19 protein-coding genes are annotated in these 21,441 nt (G+C 70.5%); 9 read left to right on the top strand and 10 right to left on the bottom strand.

The genetic code is table 11. The annotated features are described in order from the left end of the window. Nucleotides 1-134 precede the first annotated feature (134 nt). Nucleotides 135-926: a carbon-nitrogen family hydrolase gene (locus tag CW359_RS41665; protein WP_105975467.1), complete on the bottom strand. Its 792-nt coding sequence runs from the start codon at nt 924-926 to the stop codon at nt 135-137. A gap of 246 nt (nt 927-1,172) precedes the next feature. On the opposite strand from CW359_RS41665, the gene CW359_RS41660 reads away from it, so the two are divergent. After that, complete coding sequence (locus tag CW359_RS41660; protein WP_105975466.1) at nt 1,173-1,997, top strand: maleylpyruvate isomerase family mycothiol-dependent enzyme; 825 nt, start codon at nt 1,173-1,175, stop codon at nt 1,995-1,997. A 212-nt stretch (nt 1,998-2,209) separates the two neighbouring features. Here CW359_RS41660 and CW359_RS41655 read toward each other — a convergent pair whose 3' ends face one another. Further along, nucleotides 2,210-3,541, bottom strand: a complete 1,332-nt coding sequence (locus CW359_RS41655) for an MFS transporter (RefSeq protein WP_105975465.1) — start codon at nt 3,539-3,541, stop codon at nt 2,210-2,212. Then, nucleotides 3,538-4,200 carry a GntR family transcriptional regulator gene (locus CW359_RS41650; RefSeq protein ID WP_105975464.1) on the bottom strand — a complete coding sequence of 221 codons (663 nt, stop codon included), beginning with the start codon at nt 4,198-4,200 and terminating at the stop codon, nt 3,538-3,540. Before CW359_RS41650 ends, CW359_RS41655 begins: the two co-directional genes overlap by 4 nt. Nucleotides 4,201-4,514: 314 nt before the next feature. On the opposite strand from CW359_RS41650, the gene CW359_RS41645 reads away from it, so the two are divergent. Next, nucleotides 4,515-5,423, top strand: coding sequence for a D-alanyl-D-alanine carboxypeptidase family protein (locus CW359_RS41645; protein ID WP_105975471.1), 909 nt, complete (start codon nt 4,515-4,517; stop codon nt 5,421-5,423). A gap of 71 nt (nt 5,424-5,494) precedes the next feature. On the opposite strand, the gene CW359_RS41640 is transcribed toward CW359_RS41645, so the two are convergent. The 3 genes from CW359_RS41640 to pdhA are packed head-to-tail and all read right to left on the bottom strand — an operon-like array spanning nt 5,495 to nt 9,271. Beyond that, entirely contained in the window at nt 5,495-6,985 is a 1,491-nt protein-coding gene (locus CW359_RS41640) for a dihydrolipoamide acetyltransferase family protein (protein WP_105975463.1), read from the bottom strand. Between the two features lie 10 nt (nt 6,986-6,995). After that, nucleotides 6,996-7,985 carry an alpha-ketoacid dehydrogenase subunit beta gene (locus CW359_RS41635; RefSeq protein WP_105975462.1) on the bottom strand — a complete coding sequence of 330 codons (990 nt, stop codon included), beginning with the start codon at nt 7,983-7,985 and terminating at the stop codon, nt 6,996-6,998. Nucleotides 7,986-7,987: 2 nt separating this feature from the next. Then, nucleotides 7,988-9,271 (bottom strand): pyruvate dehydrogenase (acetyl-transferring) E1 component subunit alpha, encoded by a 1,284-nt coding sequence (gene pdhA / locus CW359_RS41630; protein ID WP_105975470.1) that lies wholly within the window; start codon nt 9,269-9,271, stop codon nt 7,988-7,990. A 320-nt stretch (nt 9,272-9,591) separates the two neighbouring features. Between pdhA and CW359_RS41625 the strand changes: the two genes are divergently transcribed. The 3 genes from CW359_RS41625 to CW359_RS41615 all read left to right on the top strand — a co-directional run bounded on the left by CW359_RS41625 (nt 9,592) and on the right by CW359_RS41615 (nt 12,374). Next, complete coding sequence (locus CW359_RS41625) at nt 9,592-10,269, top strand: response regulator (protein ID WP_105975461.1); 678 nt, start codon at nt 9,592-9,594, stop codon at nt 10,267-10,269. A gap of 214 nt (nt 10,270-10,483) precedes the next feature. Continuing rightward, entirely contained in the window at nt 10,484-10,900 is a 417-nt protein-coding gene (locus tag CW359_RS41620; protein WP_105975460.1) for a pyridoxamine 5'-phosphate oxidase family protein, read from the top strand. 76 nt (nt 10,901-10,976) lie between these two features. Continuing rightward, complete coding sequence (locus CW359_RS41615) at nt 10,977-12,374, top strand: phosphotransferase (protein WP_408647583.1); 1,398 nt, start codon at nt 10,977-10,979, stop codon at nt 12,372-12,374. Between the two features lie 150 nt (nt 12,375-12,524). Here CW359_RS41615 and CW359_RS41610 read toward each other — a convergent pair whose 3' ends face one another. After that, nucleotides 12,525-14,099: a protein kinase domain-containing protein gene (locus CW359_RS41610; RefSeq protein ID WP_408647582.1), complete on the bottom strand. Its 1,575-nt coding sequence runs from the start codon at nt 14,097-14,099 to the stop codon at nt 12,525-12,527. Between the two features lie 362 nt (nt 14,100-14,461). On the opposite strand from CW359_RS41610, the gene CW359_RS41605 reads away from it, so the two are divergent. Further along, a complete protein-coding gene (locus CW359_RS41605) occupies nt 14,462-16,084 on the top strand; it encodes a protein kinase domain-containing protein (RefSeq protein WP_105975458.1) in 1,623 nt (540 codons plus the stop codon). Nucleotides 16,085-16,170: 86 nt separating this feature from the next. Here the strand turns inward: CW359_RS41605 and CW359_RS41600 are convergent, their stop codons facing one another. Continuing rightward, nucleotides 16,171-16,713: a bacterial proteasome activator family protein gene (locus CW359_RS41600; RefSeq protein WP_105975457.1), complete on the bottom strand. Its 543-nt coding sequence runs from the start codon at nt 16,711-16,713 to the stop codon at nt 16,171-16,173. Between the two features lie 146 nt (nt 16,714-16,859). On the opposite strand from CW359_RS41600, the gene CW359_RS45630 reads away from it, so the two are divergent. Further along, nucleotides 16,860-17,264 (top strand): hypothetical protein, encoded by a 405-nt coding sequence (locus tag CW359_RS45630; protein ID WP_157968741.1) that lies wholly within the window; start codon nt 16,860-16,862, stop codon nt 17,262-17,264. Between the two features lie 16 nt (nt 17,265-17,280). On the opposite strand, the gene CW359_RS41590 is transcribed toward CW359_RS45630, so the two are convergent. Further along, nucleotides 17,281-18,261 (bottom strand): NAD(P)H-quinone oxidoreductase, encoded by a 981-nt coding sequence (locus CW359_RS41590; protein WP_105975456.1) that lies wholly within the window; start codon nt 18,259-18,261, stop codon nt 17,281-17,283. A 164-nt stretch (nt 18,262-18,425) separates the two neighbouring features. Here CW359_RS41590 and CW359_RS41585 point away from each other — a divergent pair, with 164 nt between their 5' ends. Then, on the top strand, nt 18,426-19,475 hold the full coding sequence (locus tag CW359_RS41585) for an ATP-binding cassette domain-containing protein (RefSeq protein ID WP_105975455.1): 1,050 nt from the start codon (nt 18,426-18,428) through the stop codon (nt 19,473-19,475). Then, a complete protein-coding gene (locus CW359_RS41580) occupies nt 19,472-20,320 on the top strand; it encodes an ABC transporter permease (protein WP_105975454.1) in 849 nt (282 codons plus the stop codon). The genes CW359_RS41585 and CW359_RS41580 overlap by 4 nt, the downstream gene beginning before the upstream one ends. Nucleotides 20,321-20,336: 16 nt before the next feature. Here CW359_RS41580 and CW359_RS41575 read toward each other — a convergent pair whose 3' ends face one another. Further along, nucleotides 20,337-21,437, bottom strand: a complete 1,101-nt coding sequence (locus tag CW359_RS41575) for a potassium channel family protein (RefSeq protein WP_198655573.1) — start codon at nt 21,435-21,437, stop codon at nt 20,337-20,339. Nucleotides 21,438-21,441: the final 4 nt, after the last annotated feature.

Genomic DNA, 21,441 nt, shown 5'->3' with positions numbered 1-21,441 from the left:
CACCCTCGCTTTGCCCACCCACCCCGGGCCGGCACAACTCAGCCCGTCCTGCGTTTGAGGACAAACGGGGGCTCTGGGGGCGCAGCCCCCAGGAAGGGATGGGTACGGGTAGGGGCGGCGGGGGCGAGGAAAACTCAGGCCCGCCCCGGAACGCCCAGCACCCGATCCTTCAGCGCGGGAAACACCTCCCGCGTCTCCCCCACCTTCCCCGCATCGAACTCCACCCGCAGCACCTCCTCACCACCCCCCGCCTCCGCCAGCACCTCACCCCACGGATCAACCACGATCGAGTGACCGGCCTGCGGAACTCCCGCATGCGTACCGGCCGTTCCACAAGCAAGGACGAACGCCTGGTTCTCGACCGCCCGCGCCCGAGCCAGCAGCGTCCAGTGCCCCCGCCGCCGCTCCGGCCACCCCGCCGAGAGCACGATCGTCTCCGCCCCCGCGTCGACGAGCCCACGGAACAGCTCAGGGAAACGGAGGTCGTAACAGGTGGCGACACCGACAGTCGTCGAAGGCAGCCGCACGGTCACCAGCTCCGTCCCCGCCCCCATCAGCACGGCCTCACCCTTGTCGAAGCCGAACCGATGGATCTTGCGGTAGGAGGCGGCCAGTTCACCGTCGGGCGAGAACACGAGGGAGGTGTTGTACAACGGCCCGTCAGGATCCCGTTCGGGAATCGAACCGGCGTGCAGCCAGACGCCCGCGTCGCTCGCGGCCTTGGCCATGGCCTCGTACGTCGGCCCCTCCAGCGGCTCGGCCTCGCTCGCGAACAGCTCGTACGCGAAGGCCCCCGTCGTCCACAGCTCGGGCAGGACGACGAGATCGGCACCGGCCTCGTCCCGTACCAGCGACGCGACCCGCAGTCGACGCGATTCGACCGATTCGCCCTCTTCTACACCGATCTGGATGAGCGAGGCGCGCACACTACCACCGTCCTGACATTCGAGCCGTTCACACGGGCCTACGATCGTCACACGAAAGCACTGCCGGGGTGCCTCACAGCAGCGTAACTTAACGTTCCAAGACACCCGCTGACAGCTATACCGCTCTCCCGTCCGCGCCTTCGCACCCACCGACAAAGCCGTCGACATCCGCCGTCACCCGACGTCACACGCCGTCACCACTGCCCGCGCACCGATCGCGCACCGACCGCCGAGGGGTCCCGTTCCGTGAGTCTGCATCCCACTCTCCAGCCCTACGCCGACGCCTGGACCCACTCCATCGAAGCGATATCCGAGCTGGTGACGCCGCTCGTGGAGGGCGAGTGGAACCGCCGGACCCCGTGCCCGGGCTGGTCGGTCCGTGACGTGGTCTCCCATGTCATCGGCATGGAGTGCGAGATGCTCGGCGACCCACGCCCCATCCACACGCTCCCGCGCGACCTCTACCACGTCACCAACGAGCGGCAGCGCTATACGGAGATGCAGGTCGACGTACGGCGCCACCACACGGCGCCCGAGATGACGTCGGAGCTGGAGTACACGGTCATCCGCCGCAACCGCCAGCTGCGCAACGAGTCGCGGGAACCGGGCGCGAAGATCCGCGGCCTGCACGGCCAGGAGACCGCCCTGGTGGACGCGATGCGCATCCGGGCCTTCGACGTGTGGGTGCACGAACAGGATCTGCGGACCGCCCTCGGTGTCCCCGGCAACATCGACTCCCCCGGCGCGCACATCGCACGGGACATGCTGCTCGCCGCGCTGCCGAAGGTGGTCGCCAAGGACGCGGGGGCGCCCCGCAGTTCGGCGATCGTCTTCGACGTGCACGGCCCCATCGAGTTCCTGCGCACGATCCGCGTCGACATCAACGGCCGAGGCACCCTGGAGACCTCCCCGGCCCTCGGCCCCGCCGCGACCTTCGCCCTCGACTGGGAGACCTACTTCCGCCTGGCCTGCGGTCGGGTGACCCCGGAGTCGGTAGCCGACCGGATCAAGGCAGAGGGCGACCCGGGCCTGACGGCGGCAATCCTGCGCCACTTCGCCGTGACGCCGTAAAGCCGAGAACTCGTCGGGGTGACGGCTCCTCGCCATGAACTCGTCGAAGTGGCGGCTGCCCGCCGAGCCTGGCGGTCACTTCCCAGCGCAGGCCGGCACCTCCAGCCCGTCCGGCGTTTGAGGACGAGGCCGTTCAGGCCGACAGCGGGGGCCTGGGGGCGGCAGCCCCCAGCGACGCCCGCACGAGGCACCGCCCGCCTACGAACCGGCGCTCACACCGGAACGTGCACTGTAGACACCCGACTAGCAACCAACCGCTCCGACTCCCGCCGAGCCGCCCGCCTCCGCAACCGCAGGATCTGGCTGACGCCGACCCCCTGCAGCAGGAACACGAACGAGAACGCCACGGCGTAGTTCCCCCCGGTCGCGTCCAGCAGCACCCCGACCGCGAACAGCGTCGTCATCGAGGCGACGAACCCGCCCATGTTGGTGATCCCGGACGCCGTCCCCTGCCGCTCGGGCGGATTGGCCGGCCGGGCAAAATCGAACCCGAGCATGGACGCGGGCCCACAAGCCCCCAGCACCGCGCACAGCACCACCAGCAGCCACATCGGCACGTGCTCGGCGCCGGACACCGCCGGGTAGGCGAGCGTCACCGCCCACATCACCGCGGTCACCCCGACCGTGCCCAGCGCGAGCGGGAGCCGGGCCGTGTGGTGCCGGGCGACGATCTGGCCGTAGACCAGACCGATCACCATGTTGGACAGCACGACCAGCGTGAGCAGTTCGCCCGCCGTCGCCCGGGTCAGCCCCTGTGCCTCGACGAGGAACGGCAGGCCCCACAGCAGCAGGAACACCATCGCCGGGAACTGGGTGGTGAAGTGCACCCACATCCCGAGCCGCGTCCCGGGCTCGCGCCACGAGGCGGCGATCTGCCGGCGGACGTAGGCGGCGCCCTGGTGCGGGAACGGCTCCGGCTCGTGCCCCTCCGGATGGTCCTTGAGGAAGACGAGCATCACCACCAGCACGACCACACCGGCGAACGCGCTGCCCGCGAAGGCCGCCGTCCAGCCGATGCCGTGCAGCAGCCGGGCGATGACGAGCGTCGAGACGAGGTTGCCCGTCATCCCGGCCAGCCCCGCCAGCTGCGCGACCAGCGGCCCGCGCCGCGCCGGGAACCAGCGGGAGCCGAGCCGCAGCACGCTGATGAACGTCATCGCGTCACCGCACCCGAGCAGCGCGCGGGAGGCGAGAGCGGTGCCGTACGAGGGGGAGAAGGCGAACCCGAGCTGCCCGGCCGTGAACAGCACCGCCCCGATGGCCAGCACCTTCTTCGTGCCGAGCCGGTCGACGAGCAGGCCGACCGGTATCTGCATGCCCGCGTAGACGAGGAGCTGGAGGATCGAGAAGGTGGACAGGGCCGAGGCGTTCACATGGAAGCGGTCGGCGGCGTCGAGCCCGGCCACCCCCAGCGACGTACGGAAGATCACGGCGACGAAGTAGACGGAGACGCCGGCGGACCAGACGAGGACGGCCCGGCGCCCGCCGGGCGGATCGCCGGGCAGCGAACCGTAACCCGTGGCGGCAGTGGCCCTGCGGCTCATCGGACCTCGCCCCGCGCCAGGTTGGAGAACCAGCTGACATGCCGGTGCACGATCGCGACCGCCGCCTCCGCGTCGCCGGAGCGCAGCGCGTCGAGGATCTCCTGGTGCTCGACGAGCGTCTTGGTGATGCGGTCGGGGTGGGCGTGCATGACGGCGACGCCCATCCTCAGCTGCCGGTCGCGGAGTTGGTCGTAGAGGCGGGAGAGGATCTCGTTGCCCCCGCTGCGGACGATCTCGGCGTGGAAGCAGCGGTCGGTCACGGCCGCGCCCGCGAGGTCTCCTGCGGCGGCCTGTTCGCGCTGCCGTTCGAGGAGTTCGGTGAGCCGGGCGATGAGCCGCGGCGAGGCGGGCACCGCCTTGCGGATCGCGTGCTCCTCGACCAGCTGCCGGGTCTCGACGACGTCCGCGATCTCCTGCGCGGAGACGGGCAGGACGAGCGCGCCCTTCTTCGGGTAGAGCTTGATCAGCCCCTCGGCCTCAAGACGCAGCAGCGCCTCGCGCACCGGCGTGCGCGACACCCCGACCGCCTCGGCCAGCTCGCCCTCGGTGAGCAGCGTCCCGCCCTCGTAACGGCGGTCCAGGACACCCTCTTTGACGTGTGCGTAGACGCGCTCGGCGGCGGGAGGTTGCTTCACGTGCTGCACGGCCAGGCTGGTCATGCCGACAGCATAGATACAACACGTACGCATGAGGGGGACCGTCCGCCATATGGACCGCCCCCTGGGGGCCGATCCGGATCGGGGGCGTGACGTCGCCGCGCGGAGAACAGTTCAATCTCCCGACGGGACGCGGGAACCACGAACAGCCGTACGGCGTCCCTCGGAAAGGGAAAATCGGGGAACCCGCCTCAGCACGCGCACAACCTACTGTGCTAGTTACGAGTCACACGAGAGTGCCGTTCGCCGACGACTCGGCCAACTCGGCCGCTCTCAAGGGGCATTCGGACGATTCATACGTAATCGGGGTATTGAAGTTGATAACCGGCATCCAGGGCATCCGTTTCCGCAGAGCCGCAGCCGTCGTGGTCACCACCGGCGCCGTGCTCGCGACAGGAGCGCTCACCGCGGCGCCCGCGCAGGCCGCTGTAGCCGTTCCGACGATCGTCGCCAAGGGCGGCTATCTGATGAACAACGCCAACAGCTCCACCCTGTACGGCAAGGCCGCTGACACCAAGCTCTCCACCGGCTCCACCACGAAGATAATGACGGCGAAGGTCGTGCTGGCGACGGCGAACCTGAACCTCAACACGAAGGTCACGATCCAGAAGGCCTACAGCGACTACATCGTCGCCAACAACGCCTCCTCGGCCCGCCTGATCGTGGGCGACAAGGTCACCGTCCGCCAACTGCTCTACGGGCTGATGCTGCCCTCGGGCTGCGACGCCGCCTACGCGCTCGCGGACAAGTTCGGCACCGGCACGACGCGGGCCGCCCGGGTGAAGTCGTTCATCGCCAAGATGAACTCCACCGCCCGGAGCCTCGGCATGACGAACACCAAGTTCGACAGCTTCGACGGCATCGGCAACGGCTCGAACTACTCGACGCCGCGCGACCTGACGAAGCTCGCCAGCAACGCCATGAAGAGCGGCGCCTTCCGCACGATAGTGAAGACGCAGAACTTCAAGGAGAAGGTCACCACCAAGACCGGCGGCACCCGCTGGATGGCGTGGGAGAACACCAACAAGCCGCTGCTGTCCGGCTACAGCGGCACGATCGGCATCAAGACCGGCTCCGGCCCGCAGGCCAAGTACTGCCTGGTCTTCGCCGCGACCCGCAACGGCAAGACGGTCATCGGTACGGTCCTCGCCTCCACGTCGGTCGCGACGCGCACGGCGGACGCGAAGAAGCTGATGGACTACGGCTTCGCGCGTCTGGCCGGCTGACAGTAAGTAGCTGAAAAACAAAGGGGGCCTGCCGCGCCGAGCGCGGCAGGCCCCCTCTGCTGTGCCCGGGGTCACGCCCAGGTGATGAGCTTCTTCGGCTGCTCCAGGATCGCCGCGACATCAGCGAGCACCTTGGACCCCAACTCCCCGTCCACCAGCCGGTGGTCGAAGGAGAGGGCCAGGGTGGTGACCTGACGCGGCTTCACCTTGCCCTTGTGGACCCACGGTTGGAGCCTGATCGCGCCGACCGCGAGGATCGCGGACTCGCCGGGCGGGAGGATCGGCGTGCCCGTGTCGACGCCGAAGACGCCGACGTTCGTGATCGTCACCGTGCCGCCCTGCATGGCCGCCGGAGAGGTCTTGCCCTCCCGCGCCGTGGCCACCAACTCGCCGAGCGCCGCCGCCAGTTGCGGCAGCGTCTTCTCGTGGGCGTCCTTGATGTTCGGGACGATCAGCCCACGCGGGGTGGCCGCCGCGATACCCAGGTTGACGTAGTGCTTGAGCACGATCTCCTGGTTCGCCTCGTCCCAGGACGCGTTGATGTCCGGGTGCCGCCGGATGGCGACCAGCAGGGCCTTGGCGATGAGGAGCAGCGGATTGACCCGCACCCCCGCGAACTCCTTGTCCCGCTTCAGCTCCTCCACCAGCTTCAGCGTGCGCGTCACGTCCACCGTCACGAACTCCGTGACATGCGGCGCCGTGAACGCCGAACCGACCATCGCCAGCGCGGTCGCCTTCCGCACGCCCCTGACCGGCACGCGCGTCTCACGAGTGCCGTCGTACGTCGCCACCGGCGCCGGCGCGGACGGGGTGACCGGCGTCGGGCGCACCGGCTCGGCGGCGGCCGGGGCCACCGCGGCGTGCACGTCCTCGCGCGTGATGATGCCGTCGGGGCCCGAGGGGACCACCGTCGTCAGGTCGACGCCGAGATCCTTGGCGAGCTTGCGCACCGGCGGCTTGGCCAGCGGACGGGCGGACTGGTCGGCCTGCCCGGTGAGGCCGGTCAGCACACCGTGCCCGACGCCAGCGTGGCCGTTCGCCGCCGCGCCCGCGCCCACGTGCCCGCCGTGGCCGTTCAGCTCCTGCTGGACGGCCGCCGCGACCTCCTGGGCCGGGATCTCCGCGCCCTTGCGGGGGCGGCGCTTGGTGGCGGAGACGGCCACGCCGTAGCCCACGAGGACGGGCTGACGGGCGGGCGGCTTGGCCTCCTCGGGTGCCTCGGGTGCCGAGGTAGCGACCACCGGCACCGAGGTCCCGGTTCCGGCCTCCACAGGAGCCCCGCCACTGCCGTCCCCACCTCCGCCCCCGGTGTCCACCGCGATGATCGACATACCCACGTCGACCGTCGTGCCCTCGGGGAAGTGGAGTGCGCGCACGACCCCGTCGTAGGGGATGGGCAGTTCGACGGCCGCCTTGGCGGTCTCGACCTCGCACACCACCTGGCCGTCGGTGACGGTGTCGCCCGGCTGGACGTACCACTTGAGGATCTCGGCCTCGGTGAGTCCCTCGCCCACGTCGGGCATCTTGAACTCGCGAACGGACGCGTCTGTCATCGTCGTCACGTCCCTCTCCTCAGTACGCAAGCGAGCGGTCGACGGCGTCGAGCACCCGGTCCAGGCTCGGTAGGTACTCCTCCTCCAGGCGGGCCGGCGGGTAGGGGGCGTGATAGCCGCCGACCCTGAGCACCGGGGCCTCCAGGTGGTAGAAGCAGCGTTCGGTGATCCGGGCGGCGATCTCCGCGCCCGAGCCGAAGAACACGGGTGCCTCGTGCACCACGACCAGACGGCGGGTCTTCTCGACCGAGGTCTGGACGGAGTCGAAGTCGAGCGGGGAGACCGACCGCAGGTCGAGGACCTCCAGGGACCGGCCCTCCTCGGCAGCCACGCCCGCGACCTCCAGGCAGAGCTTCACCATCGGGCCGTAGGCGGCGAGGGTGAGGTCGGTGCCCTCGCGGACCACCCGGGCCTTGTGGAGGGGGCCCGGGATGGCTTCGAAGTTGACCTCGGCCTTGTCCCAGTAGCGCCGCTTCGGCTCGAAGAAGATCACCGGGTCGTCGCTCTGGATGGCCTGCTGCATCATCCAGTAGGCGTCCGACGCGTTGGACGGGGAGACCACCTTGAGGCCCGCGACATGCGCGAAGAGCGCCTCCGGGGACTCCGAGTGGTGCTCGACCGCGCCGATGCCGCCGCCGTACGGGATGCGGATGACGATGGGGAGCTTGATCTTGCCGAGCGCACGCGCGTGCATCTTGGCGAGCTGGGTGACGATCTGGTCGTAGGCCGGGAAGACGAAGCCGTCGAACTGGATCTCCACCACCGGGCGGTAGCCGCGCAGGGCGAGGCCGATGGCCGTGCCGACGATGCCCGACTCGGCGAGCGGGGTGTCGATGACCCGCTCCTCGCCGAAGTCCTTCTGCAGCCCGTCGGTGACCCGGAAGACGCCGCCGAGCTTGCCGACGTCCTCGCCCATGATCAGGACCTTGGGGTCCGACTCCAGGGCCTTGCGCAGCGATTCGTTGATCGCCTTGGCCAGGGCCAGATTCTTGGAAGTCTCCGCCGCCATGGTCATGCCCCCTCCACATCCGTGAACGACGCCTGGTAGGCGGCGAACTGGGCCCGCTCCTCGTCCACGAGCGCGTGCCCGTCGGCGTAGGTGTGCTCGAACATCGCCAAGGGGTCCGGGTCCGGCATGGCACGGACCGCTTCGCGTACTCGCCTGCCCAACGACTCGCTCTCGGCCTCCAGTTCCGCGAAAAATCCCTCTTCCGCGTGGTTTGAGGACTCCAGGTAGGCGCGAAGGCGGGCGATCGGGTCCTTCGCCTCCCAGGCCACCCGCTCGTCGTCGTGCCGGTAGCGGCTCGCGTCGTCGGAGGTGGTGTGGTCGCCCATGCGGTAGGTGAACGCCTCGACCAGCGTCGGGCCCTCACCACTGCGGGCCCGCTCCAGGGCCCACTTCGTCACGGCGAGGACGGCGAGGACGTCGTTGCCGTCCACCCGTACGCCCGGGAAGCCGTAGCCCTGCGCGCGTTGGTAGAGCGGGACACGGGTCTGACGCTCGGTCGGCTCGGAGATCGCCCACTGGTTGTTCTGGCAGAAGAACACCACGGGGGCGTTGTAGACCGAGGCGAAGGTGAAGGACTCGGCGACGTCTCCCTGGCTGGAGGCGCCGTCCCCGAAGTAGGCGATGACCGCGGAGTCGGCGCCGTCCTTGGCGACGCCCATGGCGTAGCCGGTGGCGTGCAGGGTCTGGGAGCCGATGACGATCGTGTAGAGGTGGAAGTTGTTGCTGTTGGGGTCCCAGCCGCCGTTGTTGACGCCCCGGAACATGCCGAGCAGGTTCGTCGGGTCGACGTCCCGGCACCAGGCGACGCCGTGCTCGCGGTAGGTCGGGAAGACGTAGTCGTCGGGGCGGGTGGCGCGGCCCGAGCCGATCTGGGCGGCCTCCTGGCCGAGCAGCGAGGCCCAAAGGCCCAGCTCGCCCTGGCGCTGGAGGGCGGTGGCCTCGGCGTCGAAGCGGCGGGTCAGCACCATGTCGCGGTACAGACCGCGCAGGTCTTCGGGGGTGAGGGCGGCGACGTAGGGGTCGTAGGCGGCGTTCTTGACGCGCTCACCCGCGGGGGTGAGCAGCTGGACGAGGTCGGGATCGGCGCCCGCGGTGACCGTCTCCGTCGCGGGCTTCGCGGCCGGCTTCTTGACGGCGGCGGCGCGTTTGGTGGTGGTGCGCTTCGCGGCCGTGGCCGATGCGTCGGCGGCCGGCGCGTCGGCGCTCTGCGCGGTGGTGCGGGTGGTACCGGTCTTGCTTCCGGCGCTGCGTCGCGGTTTGCGCGCGGCAGTGCTCTCCACGGTCACGTGTACTCCTCCGTCGGTCCGGCCCCGGGGTTGCCGGGTAACCAGTGCGGTCACCTGTTCCCGATACCCGTGCACGGGGTGGGTGCCGCTCGGCCGGGAACAGGCGTGACAGGTGTCCCGGCGAGCGTCCGCAAGCATCACGTTACCCAGTGCGTCATATTTCTATGAAACCCCCCTGACCTGCGATTTTGCTTGGAAATCCAAGTAAATTCGGCAAGTCGGGAAGGGGCCCTGGTCACAGCCTTGCAGGGGGCCGGAACAACGGCACGTTATCCCGCGCACCCAGGCCACGGGAAGAGTCGGTATGTGAGACTGTCCCGGTGCCCGAAGAAGGAAAAATCACGGTATTTCTCCTCGATGACCATGAAGTCGTGCGCCGGGGAGTCCATGAACTGCTCTCGGTCGAGGACGACATCGAGGTGGTCGGCGAGGCCGGCACGGCGGAGGAGGCACTGGCACGCATTCCGGCCACCCGTCCCGACGTGGCGGTCCTGGACGTCCGCCTCCCGGACGGCAGCGGCGTGGAGGTGTGCCGGGAGATCCGCTCGCGGGACGCGAGCGTGAAGTGCCTGATGCTGACGTCGTTCGCGGACGACGAGGCCCTCTTCGACGCGATCATGGCGGGCGCCTCCGGGTACGTCCTGAAGGCCATCAGAGGACATGAACTACTGACGGCCGTACGGGACGTGGCGGCAGGCAAGTCCCTCCTGGACCCGGTGGCGACGGCCCGGGTCCTGGAACGCCTACGGGACGGCGGCAACCCACCAAGAGGCGACGAACGCCTGGCGAACCTCACCAAACAGGAGCGCAGAATCCTCGACCTGATCGGCGAGGGCCTGACCAATCGGGAGATCGGCGAAAGGCTGCACCTGGCCGAGAAGACGATCAAGAACTATGTGTCAGGGCTGCTGTCCAAACTGGGGATGCAGCGGCGGGCCCAGGCGGCGGCTTATGTCGCTCGGATGGGGGTGGAGGGGCCGGGGCGGGGGCGGGAGTAGGGGGGAGGGGGAGGGCCGAGGTCGGGGCAGCGGCAGCGGCAGCGGCCGAGCGAGGGGCCGGGTGGCCCGAGGCGGCCAGGACGGCCCGTGTGGCCGCCGCAGCCGAAGCGCCCCGCTCCCAGGCACCCGAAGTGCCCGAATCGGGACCTAAGGCCCCTTTTCTCGGGGCGAGCGCCCCTGGTGGGCCCGTTTCCCGGTCGCGCACAGTGAGGGCATGCCGATCGACGAGCACGACGAACGGGACGAGCAGCGCGCCGCCGAACTCCTCGGTCGGGTCGAGCACGGCCGGGTCGCGACCAGCATGCGCGCGCTGCCCTTCCTGGCGTCCGCCCGGCACATCGTGGTCGACGGGCGGGTCCTGCTGCGGCTGCACCGGGGGCACGGGTACCACCGGGCCTGTGTCGGCGGAGTCGTCGCGTACGGCGCCGACGTGCCGTCCCTGCGGAGCCGGCGGTCGTGGTCCGTGCAGGTCGTCGGGGAGTGCGCGGCCGTGGAACCGACGGCGGCCGAGCTGGACCGGTTCGGGCCGACGCCCTGCTCCGTGGACGGCGTTCCTTTCGATCCGGTCTACCTGCGACTCGAACCCCAGTTCGCAACCGTGCACTCCGTGATCGAACCCGACTACCCCTGACAACCCACGGTCACCTGTGACTGTCTGTGACAAGCGCCCCGCTCGCACGCCCGGCTCGTGCCCTAGCATCTGGCGCGTGCCGCGCTCATCTGTACCACCCTCCGTGTCCCACGCTCCCCCACTGGGCGCCCTCCTCCGCCAGTACGCCGCCGGGTCCGCGCTGCGCTGCGACCCCGTCGACCAGGGGCTGTTGAATCGCGGCTACCGGCTCGCCACGACCCGGGGCGACTACTTCCTGAAGCACCATTTCGACCCCGAGACCGCCGACCCCGCCGCCATCGCCCGCCAGCACCGGGCGACCCAGCGCCTCGCCGACCTCGGCGTCCCGGTGGCCCCTCCGCTGCCGGGCCGCGACGGACGTACGGTCGCCGTCGTCGGCGGCCACGCCTACGCCCTGCACCCCTGGATCGACGGCCGCCACCGCCACGGCGGCCAGCTCAGCACGGTCCAGTGCGGCCGGCTGGGCGCGCTGCTGGGGGTGGTCCACGCGAGCCTGGAGCAGGTGATGCCGAAGCGGACCGAGGAGGAGCCCGCGGTCCGCCACCGGGACGCCCCGGCGCCGCGAACGACCACCGACCGCGACCGACCGCCCCCCGGGCAGGGCAGCCGCCCCCGGCGCCCCAAGGCCTCCCGCCGCCCGGAACCCACCAACGCCGACGAACCGGCCCGCCGGATCATCGCCCCCGGGCAGAACGGCCACACCGACCGGCACCTGGACAGCCGGGGCCCGGACCCCTCCGCCGCCCACCACCAGTGCGTCATCACCGACCGCTCCTTACCGGCCCGTCGGGACCGGACCGAACCCGACAACCGGCACCAGGGCCACCCCACCGACCCGCACCGGTACGGCCCCACCGCCCCGCACCGACAAGGCGCCCCCACCGCCCGACACCCCGACACGACAGCCCCCGCCGCCGACCCCGCCGAAACCTTCACCCTCATCGACGACCTCCTCGCCCACGTCCGCCGCCACCACCCCACCGACGCCTTCGACGAGCTGGCCAGGTACCGGCTCCTGGAGCGGCGGGCACTGCTGGAGCAGCACGCGGACCGGCGGCCCCCGCCGGGGGGCTCGGTGGGCTGGGTGCACGGGGACTTCCACCCGTTCAACCTGCTCTACAAGGGGGACGCGCCCGCGGCGATCGTCGACTGGGACCGGCTCGGCGTGAAGCCCCGCGCCGAAGAGGCCGTACGCGCCGCCGCGATCTTCTTCGTACGCCCCGCCGGCACCCTCGACCTGCCCAAGACCCGGGCGTACGCGCGCGCGTACCGGCGTACGTCGGGAGCGACGCCCTCCGAACTGGCCGCCGCCGTGCACCGGGTGTGGTGGGAGCGGCTCAACGACTTCTGGATGCTGCGCTGGCACTACGAGCGGGGCGACACCCGCGCCGACTCCCAGTTCCCGGCCGCCTCCGCGCTCGCGGTGTGGTGGACACGCGAGTACGACGCGGTGTGCGAGGCGTTCACGGGCTGACGCCGGCCCCAGGGCCTGTCGTCAAATTCCCGTCTGTCCCGCCGCAAACGGCACGCGCGCGTGGAGCCCTCTTCGGGCCGCACGCGCGCGTGGAGGCTGCTTTATAACGTCAACCGGCTGCCTGTGTCAGGGTCTCCCGGACCCGGGCAGTCAAGGAATCGTGCCGCCGATCGTCGTACCGCCGTCCTCCTCGCCGGTGTCGCCCGTCTCCTCCTCCGTGGGAGTGGCCGTGTCCTCCGGCTCCGACGCCGTGTCCGACGGCTCCGCGCTCGTCTCGACCTCCGTCGGCGAACTCGACGGCTCGGAGGACGGGGTCGCAGACGGCGTCACCGACGGGGTGGCCGACGGCGTCCACTGGGAGCCGCCGTCCGAGCCGCTGCCGTCGTCCGTCTCGGTGCTCGACGTCTCCTCGGTCGGCTCGTCGCTCGGGCTCGCCGTGGTGTCGTCGTTCGTCGCGGACTGCGAGGTCTTCGGCGACTCGGTGGTGTCCGTGCTGCCGCCGTCGCCGCTGCCGTTCTGCAGGGCGAGGGCGACGCCAGCCGCGATGGCGATCACCGCGAAGAACGCCAGTATCCACAGCTTGCCCCGGCCGCCGCCCCGGTTGCCGTGCCCCTCGAAACCGCCGTCGTCCCCGCCGCCGTACCCGGAGGGCAGGATCTGCTGGGGGATCTGGGTGGTCCCGGACTGGTCGCCCGGGTGGTGGTTCATCACCGTGGTGCCGGCGAAACCGCCCGCGGGGGTGTGCCGGCCGTCGTGCACGTCGACGGGCCCGGTGTTCCAGGTGCCGGTGTGGCTGCCCTGGTCGTACAGCATCTGCAGGCCGTACTGGATCAGCCCGCGCATCTCCTCGGCGGTCTGGAACCGGTCGTCGGGTTCCTTGGCCAAGGAACGCATGACGAGCCCGTCGAGTTCCGGCGGCGCCGCGTCCGAGACCTCGGACGGGGGCACCGGAATGTCCTGAACGTGCTGATAGACCACGGCCAGCGGGGTCTCACCCGTGAACGGGGGCCGCAGCGCGAGGAGTTCGTAGAGCAGGCAGCCGGTCGCGTACAGGTCGGAGCGGTGGTCGACGGCCTTGCCGAGGGCCTGCTCCGGGGAGAGGTACTGCGGCGTGCCCATGACCATGCCGGTCTGCGTCATCGTCGTCGACGCCCCGTGCAGCGCGCGGGCGATGCCGAAGTCCATGACCTTCACGGCGCCGTTGTGCGTGATGATCACGTTGGCCGGCTTGATGTCGCGGTGCACGATGCCGTGCTGATGCGAATAGGCAAGCGCTTCCAGCACACCGGAGACGATGATCAGCGCCTGCTCGGGCCCGGGCGCCTCGGCGTTGATGAGGAGGTCGCGGATGGTGCGCCCCTCGACGATCTCCATCACGATGTACGGGACGGACTGGCCGCCGACGTAGTCCTCGCCGGAGTCGTACACGGCGACGATCGCGTGGTGGTTGAGCCCGGCCACCGACTGGGCCTCGCGCGTGAAGCGGGCCTTGGAGATCGGGTCCTCGGCGAGATCCGCGCGCAGGAGCTTGACCGCGACGGTCCGCCCGAGGCGTACGTCCTCGGCGGCGAACACCTCCGCCATGCCGCCCCGGCCGAGTCTGTGGGTGAGCCGGTACCGGCCGTCCCCCACCAGTCCGCCGTTGCCCCACAACTCAGGCGCGTCTGACATACCGCCGCCAGCCGCCTCGGGGTCGGGCGGGCCCTGAGCGCGCTGCTGTGCCATCAGTCCTCGCCGTCGTTTCTGCCCGCGGTGAGCGCGGTGTTGTCACGGTCTCCGTCGGCCACGCTACAGCCTCCGCGCAAGCCTCCGGTCCGGGAGGAGGTCCCGGGTCGGCTCCGGTGGGAGCCCGGGTACGGGTCCCGGGCGGGCCGGTCGTCAAACCCGTTGCGGGTATCGTCGTGCAAATCGCGTGCCACGTCCGCGCAGCACCTGTAACGCTTCCGCGACGCTTCCTTCCCGTACGGTCACGGAACGGGCACCGCGCTTGACGTGTCAGTGCCCTCCGGCAGACTTGGCCCGGAATGAGCCAATCGATCACGTGCGGCTGTGGAAAGAGCGTTGAGAAGCTCGGGGGACGCTGAGACATGAGCCAGGACGGCGCACACGGCCGGTACGCGGGGCACGCGCTCGCCGGCGGGCGCTACCAGCTGCGCGATCTGCTCGGCGAGGGCGGTATGGCCTCGGTGCACCTCGCGTACGACTCGGTCCTGGACCGGCAGGTCGCGATCAAGACACTGCACACCGAGCTGGGCCGGGAACAGGCCTTCCGCGAGCGTTTCCGCCGCGAGGCCCAGGCCGTGGCCAAGCTCACGCACACCAACATCGTCTCGGTCTTCGACACCGGTGAGGACGATGTGGCGGGCACCATGACCCCGTACATCGTCATGGAGTACGTCGAGGGCCAGCCGCTCGGCTCCGTGCTCGACGCGGATGTACGGCAGTTCGGGGCGATGCCCGCGGACAAGGCGCTGAAGGTCACCGCGGACGTGCTGGCGGCGCTGGAGATCAGCCACGAGATGGGGCTGGTCCACCGGGACATCAAGCCGGGCAACGTGATGGTGACCAAGCGCGGCGTCGTGAAGGTCATGGACTTCGGCATCGCCCGCGCCATGCAGTCGGGTGTCACGTCGATGACGCAGACCGGCATGGTCGTCGGCACCCCGCAGTACCTCTCCCCGGAGCAGGCGCTGGGCCGGGGCGTGGACGCGCGCTCCGATCTCTACTCGGTCGGCATCATGCTGTTCCAGCTGGTCACCGGTCGGCTGCCGTTCAACGCCGACTCGGCGCTTGCGATCGCGTACGCGCATGTCCAGGAGGAGCCGGTCGTCCCCTCCTCGGTCAACCGGGCGCTGCCCCCGGCGCTGGACGCGCTCGTCGCCCGCGCGCTGAAGAAGAACCCGAACGAGCGTTTCCCGAGCGCCGTCGCCATGCGCGACGAGTGCCTGCGCGTGGCCGCCTCGCTCCAGCCGGCCGCCCCGAACATCGTCCCGGGCACCCCCTCGCAGAGCGGCGCGGGCGTCGCCTCGGCCGTGTTCCCCCCGGTCGACCAGGCCACTCCGCCCCCGCCGGGCCCCGTACAGACCCCGTACCAGCCGACTCCGGCCCCGAATCCGTACAACACCCCTCCGGCGTACGGCTATCCGCAGCAGCCCGCCTACCAGGCGCCCGCCGCGTACGCACCGCAGTACGCGCCGACGCCCGCCCCCGCACCGGCACGGAAGAGCAACACCCCGGTGATCGTGGGCTCGATCGTCATCTCGCTCGTCGCCGTCGGCGGACTGCTCCTGGCCCTGAAGCTGGGCGGGGACGACAGCGACAACGGCGGCACGACCGGCAGCGGCAGCAACGCGAGCGCCTCGGCCTCGCAGTCGTCGGAGTCAGGGTCGGGGTCGGGGTCCGGATCAGGGTCGTCGGACTACAAGGGGCCGGACCTGAGCAAGAAGATCGACGCGGAGGAGTGCTCGGAGGCGGCGGAGTCGTACAGCGACCCGGACAAGATCCGGCTGCCGGACTTCCGCTACAAGAACCTGACCTCGGTCAAGTCCTGCTTCCAGGCGGCCGGGTGGCGGATGAAGGAGACCCGGATCGACGAGAACACGTACGGCAAGGACACGGTCATGGACCAGTTCCCCTCCGCGGGCACGGACGCCGACCCCGAGGACATGCCGGTGATCGAGCTGAGCGTGTCGACGGGCAACCCGTCCTGAGCGGTCGCTTCACAGCACTTCGCGGTACCTCATGAAGAGGGGCCCGGCGGCCGGTCGGTCGGCTGCCGGGCCCCTCCCCACAAGAGTTACAGGTACGGCCCGCCCGTGCGACCGCCCGTGCGCGGGTCGTCGTCGCCGTCGTGGCCGCCGACACCCGGCGGCAGCGCGCGCCGCATCTGCTCCAGCTGGGCCCGCGCGGCCATCTGCTGGGCGAACAGCGTGGTCTGGATGCCGTGGAAGAGGCCCTCCAGCCAGCCCACCAGCTGGGCCTGCGCGATCCGCAGCTCGGCGTCGCTGGGAATCCCGTCGTCCGTGAACGGCAGGGACAGGCGCTCCAGTTCGTCGACCAGCTCGGGCGCCAGGCCGTCCTCCAGCTCCTTGACCGAGCTGGCGTGGATCTCCTTCAGCCGCACCCGGCTCGCCTCGTCGAGGGGGGCCGCGCGCACCTCCTCCAGCAGCTGCTTGATCATGCTGCCGATCCTCATGACCTTGGCCGGTTGCTCCACCATGTCCGTCACCGGGATCTCTCGGGAGTCCTCGTCACCACCGCCTCCGAGAGCCATCCCGTCCTGGCCAACGACCAGGATCTGGGGGTTCTCCGGCGACCTCTCGTTCCTCGGCATCTCCATACCGCCATTCTCTCGCACCAGGTCGCGGTTCCGGCCGGTGGGTCCGGCCCGGCGGTCCACGTCCGGGATGCCGGACGGACGGCCGCGTGTGAGGCTGGTCCCGTCGAACCCCGGTGACTGGCGACTCCGCGGCGGGAGGGCCCGACATGACTCCATGGCTCCGTACCCTGCGCGTCTGCGGCACCCTGCTGGCCCTGGCGGCACCCACACTGGCAGCCGCCCCGCACGTCGCCACGTTGTCCCACGACAACGCCGAGCATGCCGTCCGGCCCGCCCCCGACGCCTCCCGCGCCGGCAGCCGGGCGGGCGAGGGCCGCGAGCGCCCCGGGCGCCGGGAGTCCGCGCCCCCCGAGGAGGTGGCGTACGAGGAGGCCGCCCCCGTGCCCGTACCCGTACCGCCGCCCGCCCCGGTCGCGTACGAGCCGCAGGGCGCCGCCCCCGTGACCCACCCGGTGCTGCGGATACTGCCCCTGGGCAGCGGACTCGTCCTGATCGGCCTCGGCCTGGGCCTCGCCTTCCTCGCGCTGCGACTGCGGGTACGGCGGACCTGACGCGGCGGACGCCCTGTTACGGGACTGCCAGCAGCACCTTTCCCACGTGCCCGCTCTCCTCCACCAGCCTGTGTGCCCCGGCCGCGTCGCTCATCGGGAACTCCCGGTCGACGACCGGCCCGACCTGGCCCGAGGCGATCAGCGGCCACACGTGTTCGCGTACGGCGGCCACGATCGCCGTCTTCTCGGCGAGCGGACGGGCGCGCAGCGAGGTCGCGCTGATCGCGGCCCGCTTGGTCAGGAGCGCGCCGATGTTCAGCTCGGCCTTGACGCCGCCCTGCATACCGATGATCGCGAGCCGTCCGTTGACGGCGAGGGCACTGACGTTGCGGTCGAGGTACTTGGCGCCCATGTTGTCGAGGACGACATCGGCCCCGGCGCCCGCGGTGGCCTGTTTCAGCTCCTCGACGAAGTCCTGCTCGCGGTAGTTGACGAGGATGTCGGCGCCCAGCTCGGCGCACCGGTCGAGCTTCTCCTTCGTCCCGGCCGTCACCGCGACCCGGGCGCCGACCGCCTTGGCGAGCTGGATCGCCATGGTGCCGATGCCGCTGGAGCCGCCGTGCACGAGGAGGGTCTCGCCGGGGCGGAGGTGGGAGATCATGAAGACGTTCGACCAGACCGTGCAGGTCACCTCGGGCAGCGCCGCCGCCCGCCTCAGGTCGACGCCCGCGGGCACGGGCAGCAGCTGCCCGGCCGGTACGGCCACCTTCGTCGCGTAGCCGCCGCCCGCGAGCAGCGCGCACACCTCGTCGCCGACGGACCAGCCGGTCACCCCGGGCCCGACCTCGGCGATCCGGCCCGAGCACTCCAGGCCGGGGTACGGGGAGGCGCCGGGCGGCGGGTTGTAGAAGCCCTGGCGCTGCAGGATGTCGGCACGGTTGACGGCACCGGCCACCACCTCGACCAGCACCTCGCCCTCACCGGGCACGGGATCGGGGACCTCGGCCCACACCAGCGCCTCGGGCCCTCCGGGTTCGGGAATCGTGATCGCATGCATGAGGGGACGCTACTCCCCGTACCGGCCGAATCGATGTGGGGTCGGTGTCTGGCGGAGAGACCGTGGAGGGACGTACGGTCGCGCGACCGATAAGTTTCCGGCCGGCCGACGGTCTCCCCTTGCGTCAGCCCGTACGCGCAAGGAATCCGGAAGGACCCCGCGACATGAGCCCACAGTCAGCCGCCGCAGGCAGGGCGGCCGAGGCGCCCGACCTCGCGATCGAGACCGCGAGCCTGGTGAAGACGTTCGGCGAGACCCGGGCCGTCGACGGCGTCGACCTCACCGTGCCCACCGGCACGGTCTACGGAGTCCTCGGGCCGAACGGCGCGGGCAAGACGACCACCGTGAAGATGCTGGCCACGCTGCTCCGCCCGGACGGCGGCGAGGCGCACGTCTTCGGCCACGACGTGGTGCGCGAGGCCGACGCGGTCCGCTCCCGGGTCAGCCTCACCGGCCAGTACGCGTCCGTGGACGAGGACCTCACCGGCACCGAGAACCTGGTGCTGCTCGGCCGGCTCCTCGGCCACCACAAGCGGACCGCCCGCGACCGTGCCGCCCAGCTCCTGGAGGCCTTCGGCCTCACGGACGCGGCGGCGAAGCAGGTCAAACACTACTCGGGCGGGATGCGGCGCCGGATCGACATCGCCGCGTCCATCCTCAACACCCCCGACCTGCTCTTCCTCGACGAGCCGACGACCGGCCTCGACCCGCGCAGCCGCAACCAGGTGTGGGACATCGTGCGCGCGGTGGTCGCCCAGGGCACGACCGTGCTGCTGACCACGCAGTATCTGGACGAGGCCGACCAGCTGGCGTCCCGGATCGCCGTCATCGACAAGGGCAAGGTCATCGCGGAGGGCACCAAGGGCGAGCTGAAGGCGTCCGTCGGCGCCGGCTCCGTCCATCTGCGGCTGCGCGATCCGGCCCAGCGGCCCGAGGCGGAGGAGGTGCTGCGTCTCGCCCTCGACGCGACCGTCCAGCGCGAGCCCGACCCGGTGGCGCTTACGGCCCGGATGGGTACGTCGACCAGCGACACGGCGGCCGAGCAGGCGGCCCGCGCGCTCGCCGAGCTGGCCCGCTGCGGCATCACCGTCGACAACTTCTCCCTGGGACAGCCCAGCCTGGACGAGGTGTTCCTCGCCCTCACCGGCCACGACACGGAAGCCGGTTCCACGACCGGCTCCACCGAAGCATCCGAAGGAGAGGTGGCGGCATGAGCACCGCGACCACCACCGAGAACAAGGAACTCGCCCCCGTCAGCGCCGAGTCCCTGGCCGCCCTGCTCGTCACCAGGGAACGCCCGCCGCGCCCCAGCGCGCTCTCCGCGTCCCTCACCTTCGGCTGGCGCGCGATCCTCAAGATCAAGCACGTCCCCGAGCAGCTCTTCGACGTCACCGCGTTCCCGATCATGATGGTGCTGATGTACACGTACCTGTTCGGCGGCGCCCTGGCGGGCTCCCCGCGCGAGTACATCCAGTTCCTGCTGCCGGGCATCCTGGTGATGTCGGTCGTGATGATCACGATGTACACCGGTGTCTCGGTCAACACGGACATCGAGAAGGGCGTCTTCGACCGCTTCCGCACCCTGCCGATCTGGCGGCCCGCGGTGATGGTCGGCTACCTGCTGGGCGACGCCCTGCGCTACACCATGGCGTCCGTGGTGATGCTGACGGTCGGCATCATCCTCGGCTACCGCCCCGACGGCGGAGTGGTGGGCGTGGTCGCCGGTATCGCCCTCCTGCTGGTCTTCTCCTTCGCCTTCTCCTGGATCTGGACCATGTTCGGGCTGCTGCTGCGCACGGAGAAGTCGGTGATGGGCGTCAGCATGATGGTGATCTTCCCGCTGACCTTCCTGTCGAACGTCTTCGTCGACCCGAGCACCATGCCCGGCTGGCTCCAGGCCTTCGTCAACAACAGCCCGATCACCCATGTGTCGTCGGCGGTGCGCGAGCTGATGGCCGGCGAGTGGCCCACCGCCGAGATCGCCTGGTCGCTCGGCTGGGCGGGCCTGCTGATCCTGGTCTTCGGCCCGGTGACGATGCGGCTCTACAACCGCAAGTAACCGGGTCCTGCGAGTCCTACGTGAGTTTGCGGGCGTCGGGTGCCACATGCGCGCCCGGCGTCGCCCGCACGATGGTGATCAGCCGGTCGGCGATCTGCAGCTCCCCGATGGACGGATCGTCGTAGCCCAGCACCCGGTGCCCGCGCACGACGCTCACGACCAGGTCGTCCGTCTCGCGCGGTCCCTTGCCGACCTCGGCCTTTATGACCGGCCGTTCGACGATGTCGAGCCCGCTGCCCTGCTGGATGAGGTCCTCCATCACCATGCCGGCGGCGGGACTGAGCACGGACAGCCCGAGCAGCCGCCCGGCCGCGCTGGCGCTGGTGATGACGGCGTCGGCGCCGGACTGCTTGAGCAGCGGCGCGTTCTCCTCCTCGCGCACGGCGGCCACGATCTTCGCCGTGCGGTTCAGCTGCCGGGCGGTGAGCGTGACCAGGACGGCCGTGTCGTCGCGCTGGGTGGCGATGATGATCTGCCGCGCCTTCTGCAGCTCGGCCCGCAGCAGTACGTCACTTCGCGTCGCGTCGCCGATCACTCCGGCGTACCCCTCGGCGGTGGCCGCCTCGACGGCCTTCGCGCTGGGGTCGACGACCACAACCTGTTCCTTCTTCAGCCCGGTGACACAGACGGTCTGCACGGCCGACCGCCCCTTGGTGCCGAACCCGATGACAACGGTGTGGTCTCGCAAGGCCGCCCTCCAGCGGTTCTGCCGCCACTCCTCACGGGTGCGTTCCGTGAGGACTTCGAGAGTCGTGCCGACCAGGATGATCAGGAAGAGCACGCGCAGCGGTGTGATGACGAAGATGTTGGTGAACCGGGCGACATCACTGACGGGTGTGATGTCGCCGTACCCGGTGGTGGAGAGGGTGACGGTGGCGTAGTAGAAGGCGTCGAGGAGATCGACGGACCCGTCGGAGTTGTCGGTGTAGCCGTCGCGGTCGGCGTAGACGATGAGCGCGGTCCCGACCAGCACCAGCAGGGCGATGGCGACCCGTTTGGCGACCTGGCGGATCGGTCGTTCCACCACGGTCCGGGGAAGTTTCACCCGATGGGTCACCAGATGCTCGTCCGCCTGGCGGGCTATGGCGTCATGGCCCGGCAGTTTCACGTGAAACATCCTC

Origin of the sequence: Streptomyces geranii, assembly GCF_002954775.1 — a bacterium.
Taxonomy (GTDB): domain Bacteria; phylum Actinomycetota; class Actinomycetes; order Streptomycetales; family Streptomycetaceae; genus Streptomyces; species Streptomyces geranii.
Note: the sequence above shows the minus strand (reverse complement) of the source record. Positions and strands in the feature narration are given on the sequence as shown.